10 protein-coding genes are annotated in these 16,283 nt (G+C 48.7%); 8 read left to right on the top strand and 2 right to left on the bottom strand.

Translation table 11 applies throughout. The features are described from left to right. Positions 1–248 precede the first annotated feature (248 nt). On the top strand, positions 249–3,431 hold the full coding sequence (locus D0B88_RS02120; protein WP_151054670.1) for a TonB-dependent receptor: 3,183 nt from the start codon (positions 249–251) through the stop codon (positions 3,429–3,431). Between the two features lie 86 nt (positions 3,432–3,517). After that, a complete protein-coding gene (locus D0B88_RS02115; RefSeq protein WP_151054668.1) occupies positions 3,518–6,178 on the top strand; it encodes a glycoside hydrolase family 5 protein in 2,661 nt (886 codons plus the stop codon). A 514-nt stretch (positions 6,179–6,692) separates the two neighbouring features. On the opposite strand, the gene D0B88_RS02110 is transcribed toward D0B88_RS02115, so the two are convergent. Beyond that, complete coding sequence (locus tag D0B88_RS02110) at positions 6,693–8,468, bottom strand: Ig-like domain-containing protein (RefSeq protein WP_151054666.1); 1,776 nt, start codon at positions 8,466–8,468, stop codon at positions 6,693–6,695. Positions 8,469–8,813: 345 nt separating this feature from the next. Here D0B88_RS02110 and D0B88_RS02105 point away from each other — a divergent pair, with 345 nt between their 5' ends. Continuing rightward, positions 8,814–10,007, top strand: a complete 1,194-nt coding sequence (locus D0B88_RS02105; RefSeq protein ID WP_151054664.1) for a class I SAM-dependent rRNA methyltransferase — start codon at positions 8,814–8,816, stop codon at positions 10,005–10,007. Between the two features lie 25 nt (positions 10,008–10,032). Here D0B88_RS02105 and D0B88_RS02100 read toward each other — a convergent pair whose 3' ends face one another. Then, positions 10,033–10,689 (bottom strand): HAD family phosphatase, encoded by a 657-nt coding sequence (locus D0B88_RS02100; protein ID WP_151054662.1) that lies wholly within the window; start codon positions 10,687–10,689, stop codon positions 10,033–10,035. A gap of 246 nt (positions 10,690–10,935) precedes the next feature. Between D0B88_RS02100 and rppH the strand changes: the two genes are divergently transcribed. The 5 genes from rppH (at position 10,936) to D0B88_RS02075 (ending at position 16,044) form a co-directional block, all read left to right on the top strand. Further along, positions 10,936–11,439 (top strand): RNA pyrophosphohydrolase, encoded by a 504-nt coding sequence (rppH, locus tag D0B88_RS02095; RefSeq protein WP_198284738.1) that lies wholly within the window; start codon positions 10,936–10,938, stop codon positions 11,437–11,439. Positions 11,440–11,475: 36 nt separating this feature from the next. After that, a complete protein-coding gene (gene ptsP / locus D0B88_RS02090) occupies positions 11,476–13,743 on the top strand; it encodes a phosphoenolpyruvate--protein phosphotransferase (protein WP_151054660.1) in 2,268 nt (755 codons plus the stop codon). 77 nt (positions 13,744–13,820) lie between these two features. Then, entirely contained in the window at positions 13,821–14,624 is an 804-nt protein-coding gene (gene lgt, locus D0B88_RS02085) for a prolipoprotein diacylglyceryl transferase (protein WP_151054658.1), read from the top strand. A 25-nt stretch (positions 14,625–14,649) separates the two neighbouring features. After that, on the top strand, positions 14,650–15,489 hold the full coding sequence (locus D0B88_RS02080; RefSeq protein ID WP_007639785.1) for a thymidylate synthase: 840 nt from the start codon (positions 14,650–14,652) through the stop codon (positions 15,487–15,489). Positions 15,490–15,546: 57 nt separating this feature from the next. After that, positions 15,547–16,044 (top strand): dihydrofolate reductase, encoded by a 498-nt coding sequence (locus D0B88_RS02075; RefSeq protein ID WP_151054656.1) that lies wholly within the window; start codon positions 15,547–15,549, stop codon positions 16,042–16,044. Positions 16,045–16,283 lie beyond the last annotated feature (239 nt).

Here is a 16,283-nt window from a genome sequence, read left to right as displayed (position 1 = left end):
TGTCATTCTTTATTTTCATTCTCATTCATAAGTGTAACCGTTAACATTTTGATGTTGAAACCGATTACATTTTGTTCCATTATCATGTCACCAAAAGGTCTAGATACCCCTCCGGGTTAATCGGAATTGGTACCAAATAATAAAAAGCGACAACCCAGAGTGAGAGCCCCCCTCCATTTGATGCTTCCCGCTTTTGACCGGCCGGCGCAATTTTTAGATATACCAATAACAAGATGAGGATGTGAGCAATGAGTAAACCCCATGGTTTTAACCCCAGAAAAAAAGCACTGGTGCTGGCGATAAGCTGTGCACTGGGTGGCCTGTCTACGACAGCGCTGGCGCAAGAGGTGCCAGCGGCAGATGCTGATTTGGAAGAAGTAATCGTAAGAGGTGTGCGCGCCTCACAAGCCAAGGCGATTGATATCAAGCGAAATTCGGCTGTCGTGGTGGATTCTATCGTGGCAGAAGATATTGGTAAGTTGCCTGATATGACCATTACCGATTCGCTCCAGCGCGTAACTGGTGTCCAGATCAAGCGTGAGGCCAACGAAGGTACCTCGCTCAATATTCGCGGTATGCCACAAGTGCTAACTACCCTGAATGGCGAGCAATTTCTCAGCCCCTGGAGCATTACCGATGTGGGGGCGAACTATTCGGACGTGCCGGCGAGCATGATTCGCGGTGTAGATGTATATAAATCTCAGGCCGCAAACGCCATCGCAGGTGGGATCTCTGGTGTGGTAGATCTCAAAACCATACGCCCACTTTCATTGGAAGATGGATTCACTGGTAATTTGAAGCTGGAAGCGTCGCAAGGTAGCCGCTCTGACAAAGAGATGAAAAGCGATGGGACTACTGGTGATCGCTCGCCAGATGACAACATCAATATTTTTCTGGGCTACAAATTTAATGACCGCGTAGCAATTACCGCCGGTGCTTATACCTCTACCTCCTATAACGCCAACTATCAGATGTCCCAGACCCAGGCTTTTGGTTTTCTGGATCAGCGCAACGGTACGCCAATTGATCCTTCTGATATTAATGGCAATGGGGATTTGGTAAATGATTGGTATTTAGTTCCCACTTCGTTCGGCGCGGAAAGTAGCTTTATGGAGCGTGAGCGCGACGGTGGTTCAGTTAGCATTGAAGTGGATTTGAATGATAATTTCACCCTGCGCGGGGATGTCTTCTATACCAAAATGGATCAGTTCGACCGCTACGTGAAAGCCAGTTTTGATGGCGAAAGCACGCCATGGGCTTATTCGGTCAATGGTGACTTGCGTGGTCCGGATGACGTATTTGGTGAGCAATATGCTGATCTTGCTCCCGATGTTCAATACAAAGAAAACAGTCTGTATAACGTTGTTTTGCCAGGCTCCATTTTTGAACCGGTTGGTCAGTTCTCTTACGTAGACGATGCAGGTCAAACACAAACCCGAAATCTACAGGCTCTGCGTGTTGCGAATGTGCTTTCGTCCAGTTTTGGCACTGTTTCCGGTACTAGAATTAACCGTACCGGTGCGTTGAACAGCAATATTCAGTTGGATTACGACAATCAGGACAATATTAAAGCGAGTGTTCGTTATATCTACGCCGAAGCGGAAAAAGAAAGCCGTTTTGCCAATTTGCAGCAGGGCACTCCCGCTTGGCATTGGGTTGATGTTGATAATATTCCTGGAAAGGATGAAATCAAACCTTATGAAGTTACCGTTGATTACCGCGGCGACTACCCCTCATTTTCTTACACGGCTGATCTTGCTGATGCCAGCAACCTGACCTATTACCAGGCTATGGCTGATGGTAACAACACTGATGCTACTTTAAATGTATTGCGTGCTGACCTGAGTTATGGCTTGAACAAGGGCATTCTCACCTCTGTAGATGTTGGTGCACGTTATGGTGTGCGCGATGCGGAATACACCAAGTTTTATTATGTAACTCCCACTGGTCGTTATGGCAGAAGCCAGCGCATCCCGTTAAACAAGCGCAATCAGCTTTATAGCGGTAATCAGGTGTGGCAGCGTTATCCCGACTTCCGTACCTTCGATTACAACCTTGAGGATCAAGGTTTGCGCGACGCGGGCCTGTACGATAACGGTTTCCGCGCCGATGATCCGCTGATTGTTCCCTTTACCGATTTTGGTCCCTTTAAAGGCTTCGAAAATGGTGTGGCGGCGGTTAATCCGGCAGCTTGGGATAATCCGCTCGATTTTATGAATCGCCTGTATCCCGGCACAAAAACGGTTGATGACCCTGCCTATGCCTACAAAGTGGAAGAGGCTTCTACCGAGGGTTATGTACAGTTAAACCTTGATAATCAAGAAGGTGTTTTTGGTATTCCTTACAGCGGTAACCTCGGTCTGCATGTGATGCGCACTGACCGTACGGTGGATAGAAATAATATTCCGGAAGTCTTGGATATCTATAACTCCATCGGTGCGGCCGACTATCAAAAGCTCGCTTTTGTATACGATGTGGAAACCAATGAGCGCTCGTTTAACCAGGTTTTACCCTCAGTAAACCTTAACTTTTTCCCACAGGATGATGTGATTGTGCGTCTTGGTGCTGCCAAAACCACCTCGCGTAACAATCTGGAAAATGTTGGTGCTGGTCTGAGCCTGTGGTTATCCCAGTGCGCAAAAACCGACGAAAATGGCAATCGGGTAATGTTTGTTAATGACTCGGGTCAGCTGGAGGGCGATACCGTCACCTGTACCGGTGGTGGTAGCGACCAAGGCAATATCGATATCAAACCTTGGGAAGCGAATGTTTATAACATCTCCACCGAGTGGTATTTCGATGAGAACTCTATTCTCGGTTTGGGTTTGTTCATGATTGATGTGAACACCGCTGTGCAAAGTTTTCAGGAGCGCCGTAGCTTTGTGGATGCGGATGGCATTGATCGTGGTAATACCGGCAATGTGTGGGTTTCGAAAAATGTCAGCGCCTCCAGTTTGTACGGTGTTGAATTAGGGTACAAACAACCCTTTACCTTCCTGCCTTCATTCTTGAGTTCAACGGGTATTGAGTTTAACTACACCTACTCCGAAAGCGATTCTGGTGATGAAGACCTTTATGGTGAGTCTCTGCCACTGCAATCCAACTCCCAGCATCAAAGCAACATGATCCTCTGGTACGACAAAGACGGCCTCAACGTGCGCTTGGCTTATAACTGGAAAAGCGAAGAGTACGAAGGGCGTGCAGGGCTCAATACCAGCGGTCAACCTCTCAACTTGGGCAATTGGGTAGAGCCAACCGGTTATTTGGATTTGTCAGTTAACTACTGGCTTAACCAACATGTCAGCTTCTCGCTCAGTGGAACTAACCTGACCGGGCAGAGCAAAAAAAGCTACGCACAATTTGAAGAACAATTGCAGTCAATTTGGGTGCAAGAGCGTCGCTATACGGCAGGTATAACCTTCACCTATTAATGAAACAACAGATGATTGTCATCCATAAATCAAGCGATGGCAGCTTCATGTGAAGCAACAATAAAAATTTAATTTGGAGTTCTGTTATGAAACTGAAGTTATGTTACTTGGCGATATTATCGAGTACGTTGCTTTTGCAGGCCTGCGGTGGCGGTGGCCTAGCAGGCGGTGACGGCAAAGATATAGACACCATTCGCCCTGAAGCGGGTGTTGAAGATGAATCGGCGCGTCCGCGCCCGCCAGAAAACGCAGTAGTAATCACCACGGATCAGCATTTCATTTACGATGCTGCCAAACAGCCGGTATTTTTGCGTGGCATGAATCACTTATATGCTGCCAACCCGACTGCGCGCATCAACGGTATTGCTGCTATTAAAACTGCTGGATCAAATGTGATTCGCCTGCAGTTAGATGAAACGACAACGGATACCCAGTTTGAAGGAGCAATGAGCAAGATTGTTGAAAACGGGATGGTTGCGCTGGTGACCTTAACGGCGGAAGGTAACAAATTAACCTGTACCGAGGATGGCAGTTATTTATTAACGGCCGTCGATGACCTCTGGTTGAAAAAATTTCTTCCCATCTTGGTCCAAGACCGCTTTCAGCCACATTTGATGGTGAATATCGCCAATGGCTGGGGCGTAATGGATGTATTTAATCAGGATAGCCTTGGCTATCAGGAATACATCGATACATACAAAGCGCTCATTCGGAAATTCCGCACTGCAGGTTTTAAGTTCCCGTTAGTTATCGATGCACCAAGCTGCGGTCAAGATTTTAATGCCTTTTTAAATGGCCGCTCGCGTGAATTAATGGCAGCTGACAGTGCAAAAAATCTGGTGTTTGGTGTTCATGCGGACGGACCTAAATGGGATACCTCCAATGAAATAATAAATGCGGCGACTCAGCTTTATAACGAGAAGGTTCCTTTTATTGTTACCGAGTTTTCCGGTTCCGGCTTTGGTGGTGCAGATGAGGCTCCTATCGATCATCAAGATTTGATAGTGAAATCTGCAGGTGATGTTGCCTTGGCTTTTGATTTTCCTTGGGTGTCTACCAGCGATACAGCTGCTTATGTCATGACCTTGGATGAAGTCTTGGATCTTCGTGGCGGTGCAGTATTGTCGACTAATGTATTTCTGGACAAACTCTACGCTGAATTTGAATTAAATAGTTCAGGTCAATTTGTACAGAAAGGCAAGCTTAGCTTTGCGCTCTACCTGAAGGATGTCAACGGCAATGGTTTGGTTACAGGCTCAACCTCAGCATTGGATTTGCGCAGTAATCAATGGAGCAAGCTCAGTTATGATCTGCCTAAATCTGCCGGTGATATAGACCCTGCACAGTTGATGGAAGGCGCTACCAGCTTTGATTTAACTGCCGTTAAGCAAGTGGGAATTCAGGTAATGGCAAATGGAAAAGCCGTTTCATTAAAAGCACCAATTAAATTTGATGAACTCAGTATTTTGCCTGGTGTGCCGCCTCTTTATGTTGCAAGTTTTGACTCGTCTGCTGAAGGGTGGGGAAAAGCATTTGGCTCCGTGGATGTGGCGCAAGCAAATGGTGCATTGACTCTGCAGCCAACTGGAGGGGATTTTGCAATTCAGTTACCAGCGGGAAGTGGTTCAAGTTTGAGCACTATTCCGTTTAATAAAACGCTCGAAGTAACTTACCGAATTTACTTGCCACAAGAATATGCAGGTAAAAATTTCTGGGCCAAAATTTTTGGTCAGTTTGGTGCTGGCTGGGAAGTATGGGCAGAAACATCTTTCAATGCTTCTGCGTTAGTCCCTGGTCAATGGACAGAAATTAAAACACTGGTTCCCTTTAACGAAACGGTAAGCGCTGCACATATTAATACTGCGCAGACATTCGGTTTGCAGATTGGTGGCTTTTCGGGAACAGAAGTTGAACCTATTTTGGTGGACTCCATCAGTATCTCTGATCCAAATGCGCGTCCAACAAAAACCATTACTGCGCTGCAATACAAGGCCAGTTTTACTAAGGGTACTGAAGGTTTTGTTAACGCTGGTTGGGATGGCGGTAAAGCCGTAACCACCATGGATAATGGTGAGCTTTTAGTTGCCGTACCTGATGGCGATGGTGGTGCTATCAATAAAGCAGACATCAACTCTATTGCAGAAATTGATTTCAAAGGTGGCGTCACCATCAAGATGAAAATCTTTGTTCCTGCTGATTGGGCTGGTGACGACTTCTGGTTGAAATTCTTTATGCAGGATGGCAACTGGAGTCACTTTGAATATACCCCTGCTTTAACAGTAGATAGTTTTTCCCCGGGTGAGTGGAAAGAGCTGGAGTTTAAAGTGACTGAATTTCCTGCCAATTTCTCTCGTACACTCAAGCCACAAATGTTTGGTATGCAGTACGGTAACGTACCTGCGGGCACCATCAAAATCGATGACATTGAAATTTATGGTGATATCCAAATTGATGATTCACAGCCGATATTAAGCGTAGATTTTTCAACGCAGGAACAGCTCGACGCATTTCAGTTTGACTTTGCCGGTGGTGGATTCTCTGAGTCTGCAGTTGCCACTGCCAAGTATGCAGATTGGCGCGTAGTGCCATTCGGCTGGACTGCAAGTTCATGGAAAGGTCATTCTGGGGATGCGGCAGTGCTTGATATCTCTAACGATGAAGATCTTGTGAACCTTACGGAGCGTGGCGAGGAAATTGTAAATGGGCCTCTTGGGATAATGGATACATCACAACCAGCTAATTTTTAGAAATTACCTAATATGAAATAGCTTGTGCAAAAATTAATGGCACAAGCCTTTTTCTACTTAGCGATGCCCATATCGAAAGGTATGGGCATTTTTTTCGGTCGTCATAAAGAACGTTGGATTGATTAAAGACTAAATTAGATGGTTTCTTTTCAGTTTTTCTTATTGTTTCCATCTATATAAAAGATATTGAATTGCTACAAAAAAACGGTACCCACAAGCAAGATTTTACTATTTGGATTATTCCGCTGTGCGTTGGCTTGGCGCAGTTGCGGTTATCAACAGCGTGAAATCCGATCGTAATTCTTAGCTATCTTCGGCAATTTTTGATGCGGTTTGTCAATCAACAATCGGAGTTGTTTGTTTGCCAAAGGGTTGTATTGGTTTTTTGTAAAACCATCGTACCCCTGAGCCTATCCGTATCTGGTGTGAAAGTAGATGATCTTGAACTTTGATGAGGCAAAAAAAGCCCCGAGGTTAGTCGGGGCTTTTGTGTGTGGCTGCTGCTGTGGCTCTATTACAGAAAGTTTATGCCAAAGTTCTCTGCAAAGTTTTCCTGATCTGTGGTCTCATACTTCACTGAAAAGGTGGCATTGCTAGGTGCAGTAGGTGTAGCTGCAACACTGATAGGGATGCATGCAGGATTGGGGCTGTTAGGTACTACAGTGTCTAATGTTGCGGTCATTCCGGTAGGGCTGCCATTGATGGTTAGCTTGGTTCCATTGGGCAGGCTATTACCATTTTCATCTTCAGCCAGTAAGTAAACTGTGCCTCTTGCCCCAGCAATGGATCCACCAAAAGCTGAGCTGCAAGCGGGGTCGCTCCACAGTGTCAGGTAGCCGGAGGGGCTGGACATAGCCAAAACGACACTATCCCTCACGGTAACTTTGTCTTTGGTGCAAATGCTTGCATCATCTGAGTAGCAAAGCGTGCCGTTATAGCCGCTTGTTCCCTGCTTCATATCTACTGGGCCATCATCAATGCCATCGGGGTCATTTCTTTTCAATGGTGTGTAGCTGGGTAAATCTACGTCCACGAAGCGTTCGCTAATTGCCAATGTATAAATTCCGTCTTCGTTGGTGTCCAGAAATGCCTCACCAAGATTTGAAACAGGTTCGCCGGAGTCATAACGGCCATTCGAATTGGTGTCAGTAAACGTTTCATTGCCTGAGGCAAATGCAAGCACGGTTACTCGACCATTGTTCGGTCTGAACTCCTGTGAACGCCAAGTAACGAAACAGGCACCATTCTCAGTTAAACAGCTAGGGCCTACAGCTCCTCCTTCTGTCCAAAAAGTAACAGCGGTTCCATCGACAACAGGGTTGCCAAAGTCGTCAGCCATTCTCATTGTGAGAGTTACCTCTTCGCCGTCTCTGTCCCAAGCTCGGGGGTTAAGTTTGGAGGCAGATAGAGAAACCGAACGTTGCACTGGAATGCCAGTTGATATAACTAATTCACTGGAAGAGGTTGATAGATTGGTGCCGACGACTGTTGCAGACACGCTTACTGTAGTTGCAACATTGCCCGCAGTAATGCGAGTACTCACATAACCCTCGTTATTTGAGGTTCCCGTAGTTTGGTCGAGGGTCAATCCGCCCGGTGTGGAGCTGATTGTGAAATTGACTGAAGTTTGGTCAAGTGGTGCACCGTTTTCATCTACAACGCGAAAGCGTACTAATGATGTCTCAACACCGCCACTGCCTTTCAGACTGATTTGTTTGGGTGTTGCATCCTCAAAGCGAATGCTTCCTGCTGTGCCCTGCGCTATGCTCAAGTTTATCTGTGCAGTTTTGACGGCGCCATCAATATTGGCAGAAGCGATAATTGTATCTGTGCCGCTGCAGCCATTAGCTCTGTAATTTATGGTTGCCCTACCATTTAGCGTGCTAGCGCTAGTGGCGGCAGCGTTAGCACTGTTTGTCAACGTAGCCTTTCCTGCAGCGACACAATCGGAGATAAATGAAACTTCTGTGGTGGTTGCTGCCGGAGTGTTGGTGCTGGTTACAACGTATACGCTTAACGTGGTGAACCCACCTGCGGATAGATTGGTCAGTCCATTGGTCGCATCAATTTCGCCTTCGCGGAAGTTGGCGCCGGTCCCGGCGCCCAGTTTTTGAGCAGTTACTGTGTCCACGCTACTCGCCGCCCCTGAGCTAGGCTGCGCTGCGCTGGTGCTTGCGCCTGAAGATGTTGGCCTTGGGTCTAATGGTGAACTGCCGCCGCCGCCGCAGGCGGAAAGTAACAGGCTTAGAAACGCTGCACTGACAATCGTCGTTGTTTTTAGGGTTCGCATGGTGTCTTCCTAGGTTACCGGCCGCGCTGGATTGCAGTTCAGGCGGAAGCAGGTAGTGAATTCAATGATATAAATGGCATAAACAATCAGCGCTAAGCTCTTGAGCTTATTGGTACTTATCGCCACAGCTTACGTTAGCGTATATCCCTATAATGATAAAGTCCCGCGTGTTCAAAAAATGCGCTGGCTGGCGCATATATCCTGATATTTGTGCGTTTCTTAGCATTTTGCCGGCTGCATCGAGTTGACACGCGATCATTTTGTACGCTCCGCCTTTTTATTTCTGTGTGTTGGTCGCACAAGGCTTATAATCGCGCCACTTTATTTTGCCTGATGAGCGCTATCATGAATTTGCCAGTTCTAATTTTAAAACCCCAAGCCGATCGTCGACTGAAGCTGGGGCATTTGTGGATTTATAGCAACGAAGTGGATGTTGATAAATCGCCGCTCAAAACTTTTGCTATGGGGCAGCAAGCACTGGTAACAACACAGGGCGGCAAGGCACTGGGGATTGCATTGATTAATCCCAATGGTTTGATTTGCGGCCGCTTGGTGAGTCGCGATGAGAAATACCCGCTTAATAAATCCCTGTTGGTGCATCGCATCAAGCAGTCGCTGGCGCTGCGCGAGATGGCATTTCCCGAGCCTTATTACCGGTTGATTTACGGTGATGCCGATCTACTTCCGGGTTTGGTAGTGGATCGTTTTGGCGATTATCTGGTGGTGCAGATTGCCAGTGCGGGCATGGAGCTGGTGAAGGATGAGATTGTTGAAGCGCTGGTACAGGTGCTCAAGCCACAGGGGGTGTTGCTGAGCAATGAGCACAGTGCGCGCGGTTTGGAGGGGTTGTCTGAATACACCGAGGTGGCCTACGGTGAGGTGCCTGAGTCGGTGGAATTGATTGAGAACGGCGCGCGGTTTATGGCGCCAGTACGCGGCGGCCAAAAAACCGGTTGGTTTTATGATCACCGTATGAATCGCGCTTTGTTACAACAATATGTGCAGGGCAAGCGCGTGTTGGACGTGTTTTCCTATATTGGCGGTTGGGGGGTGCAGGCGGCGGTAGCTGGTGCGAGCGAAGTATTCTGTGTCGATGCTTCAGAAGCTGCGACCGATGCGGTGCTTGAGAATGCCCAGCTCAATGGTGTCGCCGACAAAGTGGCGGCGATTCAGGGTAAGGCAATTGATGTGCTGAAGGAGTTGATCGCCTCCGAGGAGCGCTTTGATGTAGTGGTGCTTGATCCTCCCGCGTTTATCAAAAAGCGCAAAGATCAAAAAGCCGGCGAGGCGGCGTATCGCCATATCAATGAATTGGGTATGCGTCTTTTAGGGCGCGATGGTTTGCTGGTGTCGGCATCCTGCTCTATGCATTTGGGCAAGGACACGCTACTGGAAATCGTGCGTGCGTCGGGTCGCCATTTGGATCGCCATGTGCAGATCATCGGTCAAGGCGGGCAGGGACCGGATCACCCGATTCACCCGGCTATTCCTGAAACGGATTATCTTAAAGCCGTGTTTGCCCGGGTTTACCTCGCTTAGTTTTTCCTCTGATCAAGCCTGTGCGCTAGTCGCGCAGGCTGATGATGTTCCAGTTGCGCTCATTAGCGATAGCGGTGAGACGCTCATCCGGATCGACTGCCACCGGCTTGTCCACTAATTCCAGCAAAGGTAAATCGTTGATCGAGTCACTGTAGAAATACGCACCCTTTAATGAGTGATTGGTGTGTTTAAGCCACTCCTGCAGGTTGGTGATTTTGCCGGATTGAAAGCAGGGCGTGCCAACAAACTTGCCAGTATGGCGTCCATCAATTACTTCCGGGTCGGTGGCTAGAATATCGGCTACGCCCAAGCGTTTGGCGATGGGGCGGGTAATAAAGCCGTTGGTGGCGGTGATAATTAACAGGTGATCGCCCTGTTCGCGGTGCTGGCGCAGCAGCGCTTCGGCTTTGTTGAGCATCAGCGGCTCAACATGTTGTTGCATAAACTCCGCGTGCAGCTCACGCAGTTCATTCTGAGTAAAGCGGGTCAGTGGTGCCAGTGAGAATTCCAGATAGGCACGAATGTCCAGGGTGCCATTTTTGTAATCCTGATAGAAGCGCTCGTTGGCAATCCGGTAGGTTTCGGCGTCAACTAATTGTTTCTCTACCAAAAAAACGCCCCAGCTGTAGTCGCTGTCGCCTGCAATCAGGGTGTTGTCGAGATCAAAAATAGCCAATGCCACAGGGGTAATCCTCATGTCGTTCGAAGTGGGGCTTGCATCGGCCTTGGGCGCGATCAAGGGGGCGCTAGGATAGCGAGAGTGCTGTGAGCACTCAATCACAAAACCATTTCCAAGATTCAGGGTTGCGGCTTTGAGCAAGCCTGATATAGTGCGGAAAACGCTATTTCGTGGAACATGGCTGCTGCTTTTTTGTGCGCGCAGTTAGCGGCTCCATCAGCAAAACTCTTTATATGGATGATTCCCCCCGTGATAGATTCCGACGGATTTCGCCCCAATGTGGGCATCATTCTGACTAATGATCAGGGCCAGTTGTTGTGGGCGCGCCGTGTGGGCGGGCATGATGCATGGCAGTTTCCGCAAGGCGGGATTAATCCTAACGAAACCCCCGAGCAAGCACTATATCGCGAACTTTATGAGGAAGTGGGGTTGCGTCGCGAGGATGTAGAAATACTGGCGTGCACTCGTGGTTGGCTGCGCTATCGCCTGCCACATCGTCTGGTGCGCCATAACTCTATGCCGCTTTGCGTAGGACAAAAGCAAAAGTGGTTTCTGCTGCGCTTGCGCAGTGACGACAATAAAGTGAGCCTCAACAATGGCGGTCGCGCCGAGTTTGATGACTGGCGCTGGGTTAGCTATTGGTATCCGCTGGGCAAGGTTGTGTCTTTTAAACGCGATGTTTACCGTCGTGCGCTCAAAGAGCTGTCATTATTCCATTCGCTGCACGAGGATCGCCGCACTCGCGCTCGCTAACCCGAATCATCTTTTAACAGGCTCAATCCAGACTCTATGTTGAACTCACTTAGGTCCATCGTTCAGGAAGTAAACGCCGCGCGCGATATGAAATCGGCGTTGGCGATTATTGTGTCGCGAGTCAAAGAGGTGATGAAAACCCAGGTTTGCTCTGTTTATCTGCGCGACCTCAAAGGTGATTATGTGCTGATGGCCACTGATGGCCTAAATGCTGATGCGGTGGGCAAGGTTCGTCTGGCGGCAGGCGAGGGGTTGGTTGGGCGCGTGGTGGTGCGTGAGGAGCCGATCAATCTGGAGCATGCCGAAGCGCACCCCAGTTATCAATATTTCCCGGAGACGGGCGAAGAGCGTTACAGCAGTTTCTTGGGGGTGCCAATTATCCATCATCGCAAGGTGTTGGGGGTGTTGGTTGTCCAGCAGGCTGATCAGCGCCGTTTTGACGAGGGAGAAGAAGCGTTTTTAGTAACTATGTCAGCGCAGTTGGCTGGTGTTATTGCCCACGCTGAAGCTACCGGGGGCATAGTTCCGCCCGGCGCCAAGGCGACGCAAGCTAAATTCCTCGGTGTCTCTGGTGCATCCGGCATCGCTATAGGTGAGGCGGTGGTGTTCACGCCCACGGCTGATCTGCGCGCGGTGCCTTATCAGGTTTGTAAGGATGTTGAGGCGGAAATTGTCTTTTTCCAGCGCAGCCTCACTGCGGTGCGCGAGGATATTAAATCCCTCGGTGAGCAGTTGCGTGCGCGAATTAATCGCGAAGAGCAGGCGCTGTTTGATGCTTATCTCGCAATGTTGGATGACGCATCGCTTGCCCGCGAAGTCACTGACCGTATCCGCAAAGGTGCCAATGCACCCTATGCCTGGAGCGAGGTGATCATCGAACACGAAACCATCTTTAACAGCATGAATGATCCCTATTTGCGCGAGCGCGCTACCGATGTGCGTGATTTGGGGCGTCGTGTGTTGGCTTATTTGCAAGAGTCCAATCAGAAAGCTCGCGTCTACCCCGACAAAACTATTTTGATCGGCGAGGAGCTAACGGCTTCCATGCTGGGCGAAATTCCCAAGGAAAAGCTGGCGGGTTTGGTGTCGGTATTGGGCTCATCAAACTCCCATGTTGCAATCCTGGCGAGGGCGATGGATATCCCCACGGTAATGGGGGCGGTGGATTTGCCTTATGCGCAAATGAATGGCCGCCCGGTCATTGTGGATGGCTATAAGGGAGCGGTGTACTGCGACCCTAGTGCCCAGCTGCGCAAGCACTATAAGGCTATCTATCTGGAAGAGCAGGCCTTGGTGAAGGGCTTGGAGGCGCTTAAAAATTTGCCCTGCGAAACCCAGGATCGCTTCCGTTTACCGCTGCATGTCAATACCGGTTTGATGGCTGACGTGGTGCGTTCATTGGAGCGCGGTGCAGAAGGTGTTGGGTTGTACCGCACAGAAGTGCCGTTTTTGTTGCGTGATCGATTTCCCAGTGAGGAAGAACAGCGGGCAATTTATCGCGAGCAGTTAGAGGCATTTGCCCCCCATTCTGTCACTATGCGCACTCTTGATATTGGTGGTGATAAGGCCCTGCCTTACTTTCCTATTGAGGAAGACAACCCTTTTCTTGGTTGGCGTGGCATTCGGGTGACGCTTGATCATCCCGAGATATTTTTGGCGCAAATCCGCGCGATGATCAAGGCCAGTGAGGGCTTGGACAATTTGCGTATTTTGTTGCCCATGATTACCAATATGCAGGAAGTTGATGCAGCCAAGGGGCTTATTCAGCGTGTGCACAAGGAATTGCTCGAAGAGGGGTATAGGGTTCGAAAACCGCAGGTCGGCGTAATGATTGAGGTGCCAGCCGCTGTTTATCTGGCGCCGGAGTTGTCGCGCAAGGTGGACTTTTTATCTGTCGGCAGTAATGACCTGACACAATACCTGCTTGCGGTGGATCGCAATAACGCGCAAGTAGCAGATTTATACCAGGCCTTTCATCCCGCGGTATTACGCGCCCTGCAATACATTGTCTATGCCGCCCACGATGCGGGTATTAGTGTCAGTATTTGCGGTGAGTTGGCGGGTGATCCGGGGGCTGCCATTCTGTTGATGGCCATGGGCTTCGACGTGTTATCTATGAATGCAACGAACCTACCCAAGGTCAAATCCGTGATTAGAGGGATCACCTTTGCGCGCGCCAAACAGCTGTTGGCAGAGGTGATGAGTATGTCCAATGGCGATCAGATTCGCGATCACATCGCTCGTGAGTTGCGCGATACCGGGTTGACCCGTTTGATTCGGCCAGTCACTTCCGATAGTAATTGAGCGTAAAAAATATAGTTTTGTCATAAATCAGCGTCATAATCCCGGCCCCACGCCGGATGAGTCAGGTCTAACTGTTTATGCTGCAATACCCCGATATAGATCCCGTCGCGTTTTCTCTTGGTTCATTTAAAGTGCATTGGTACGGAATCATGTACCTCTTTGCCTTTGTCAGCGCCTGGCTTGTAGCTATGCATCGCGCAAAACAGCCCGGCGCTTTGATCAACAAAGCTCAGGTTGAAAATCTGATTACCTATGGCGCTTTCGGCGTCATCCTCGGTGGCCGTTTTGGCTATGTCGTGTTTTATAACTTTGACTATTGGTTGACCGATCCGCTTTGGCTCTTCCGCGTATGGGAGGGGGGGATGTCATTTCATGGTGGTCTTCTTGGTGTAATTGTTGCCATGATGATTTATGCCAAACGTATTGATCGCTCATTTATCGGGCTCATGGATTTTGTGGCCCCAATGGTGCCGCTCGGCTTGGGTTTCGGTCGCTTGGGCAACTTTATCGGTCAGGAATTATGGGGGCGAGTTACCGATGTTCCATGGGCTATTGTTTTTCCCAAGGCCATGGATCCGGAAGGCGTAGGTCGCCACCCCAGCCAGCTCTATCAGGCATGTCTGGAGGGTTTGCTGCTGTTCATTATTGTGTTTTGGTTCTCCGCCAAGCCGCGCCCACGCGGAGCTATTTCTGGCATATTTCTTATCGCCTATGGCAGTTTTCGTTTCGCGACGGAGTTTGTGCGTGAGCCCGATAAAGGGGTGGCGCTGGTGGGCTGGATGACTCGCGGTCAGTTGCTTTGCCTCCCAATGTTTGCCGTGGGGCTTGGGCTGTTGATATATGCCTATGTGGTGACTGGTAAAAGCGATAGCGCTAAATAAATGACAATTTTTGACGGGTTATTGAATGAAGCAGTATCTTGATTTAATGCGTGATGTCGTAGAAAACGGCGTCACTCGCGGGGATAGAACCGGCACTGGAACTCGTTCAGTTTTTGGTCGGCAGCTACGTTTTGATCTTGGCAAAGGGTTTCCTTTGGTAACAACTAAAACGGTGCATTTAAAGAGTGTCATCGTTGAGTTGTTGTGGTTTTTGCAAGGGCGCACTGATGTGAACTGGCTCAAAGAACGCGGCTGCAATATCTGGAATGAGTGGGCAACAGAAAGTGGTGATTTGGGACCTGTCTACGGCAAGCAGTGGCGTAGCTGGGTTTGCCCGGATGGCTCTACAATAGATCAAATTTCCCAGGTTATTGCCCAGATAAAAAAGAATCCCTACTCGCGGCGCTTGATTGTCAGTGCTTGGAATCCTGCTGATTTACCCGACGAATCCATGAGTCCACAGCAAAATGTGGAGCAGGGACGTATGGCGCTTGCAGCATGTCACACCTTGTTTCAATTTTATGTTGCTGATGGAAAACTGTCTTGTCAGTTGTATCAGCGCAGTGCGGATTTATTTCTCGGTGTGCCTTTTAATATTGCCAGTTACGCATTGCTGACGCATATGATTGCGCAGCAGTGTGATTTGGGCGTGGGTGATTTTGTGCATACTTTTGGCGACTGCCATTTGTACAACAATCATATCTCTGACGACATAGTTTACGAACAATTAACACGCACTCCCAAAAACTTGCCTACACTAAGAATCTCGCGTCGACCTGATTCGATATTTGGGTACGAATTACAAGATTTTGAGTTTGAAGGCTATGATCCTCATCCTCGCATAGTTGCGCCTATTGCCGTCTAGTTGGTAGTTGTAGGTTGTTGGCAAATTTAAGTTTTAATAAAAAGGCGAAGGCTCCGCATGAAACTAGCCATTATTGTGGCGGCAGCAAAAAATGGTGTCATCGGTATAGAAAATCGTTTGCCATGGCACCTCCCCCAAGATCTGAAATACTTTAAGTCAGTGACCATGGGTAAGCCTGTAATCATGGGGAGAAAAACCTATGAGTCTATCGGTCGGTCTTTGCCGGGGCGCATGAATGTTGTAGTGACGCGCGATAAGTCATGGAACGCATCATCTGATTTGGTGGTCGTACATAGTCTTGATGATGCGCTTAAGGTTGCTGCATGCAATGAGTCGGGCGCTGAAGAGGCAATGGTTATTGGTGGTGCGCAAATTTATCGAGAAGCTCTTCCCTTGGTAGATAAGGTGTATTTAACCGAGGTGGGTATTGAGCCAGAGGGAGATGCTTTTTTTTCATTACCGGATATGCGGATTTGGTCTCTTGAGTCGTCAATAGCCGGCGAGGAATCTGCGCAGCTACCCCACCGCTTTTTGGTTTATCGGCGAAACGCCTAATTAAATGCATTTGTCTTTTTTTGATTTTTTTCGTTGTGGTTTTTGTTGTTTTAATTTTTTGTGTTACCGGTTCGCTTATTTTGAAAGGTAATGTGTTACCGGTTTGATACCTAAATACACATGTAGAAGGTATAAGGATAAATCATTGGAAGTAGGCTATGTCGCTTATTACAATGCCGCCGTTCTTAGCCGCCTCGAAGAGGCTACGTGGATAACGCGTCTGTGGCAGCCTGTTGCCG

Origin of the sequence: Cellvibrio sp. KY-YJ-3, assembly GCF_008806955.1 — a bacterium.
In the GTDB taxonomy this organism is placed as follows: domain Bacteria; phylum Pseudomonadota; class Gammaproteobacteria; order Pseudomonadales; family Cellvibrionaceae; genus Cellvibrio.
Note: the sequence above shows the minus strand (reverse complement) of the source record. Positions and strands in the feature narration are given on the sequence as shown.

Excerpts from the sequence above, each read along its gene's own strand:
- D0B88_RS02120 (WP_151054670.1), top strand. The coding sequence starts at position 249 with ATGAGTAAACCCCATGGTTTTAACCCCAGAAAAAAAGCACTGGTGCTG.
- D0B88_RS02115 (WP_151054668.1), top strand. The coding sequence starts at position 3,518 with ATGAAACTGAAGTTATGTTACTTGGCGATATTATCGAGTACGTTGCTT.
- D0B88_RS02110 (WP_151054666.1), bottom strand. The coding sequence starts at position 8,468 with ATGCGAACCCTAAAAACAACGACGATTGTCAGTGCAGCGTTTCTAAGC.
- D0B88_RS02105 (WP_151054664.1), top strand. The coding sequence starts at position 8,814 with ATGAATTTGCCAGTTCTAATTTTAAAACCCCAAGCCGATCGTCGACTG.
- ptsP (WP_151054660.1), top strand. The coding sequence starts at position 11,476 with ATGTTGAACTCACTTAGGTCCATCGTTCAGGAAGTAAACGCCGCGCGC.
- lgt (WP_151054658.1), top strand. The coding sequence starts at position 13,821 with ATGCTGCAATACCCCGATATAGATCCCGTCGCGTTTTCTCTTGGTTCA.
- D0B88_RS02080 (WP_007639785.1), top strand. The coding sequence starts at position 14,650 with ATGAAGCAGTATCTTGATTTAATGCGTGATGTCGTAGAAAACGGCGTC.
- D0B88_RS02075 (WP_151054656.1), top strand. The coding sequence starts at position 15,547 with ATGAAACTAGCCATTATTGTGGCGGCAGCAAAAAATGGTGTCATCGGT.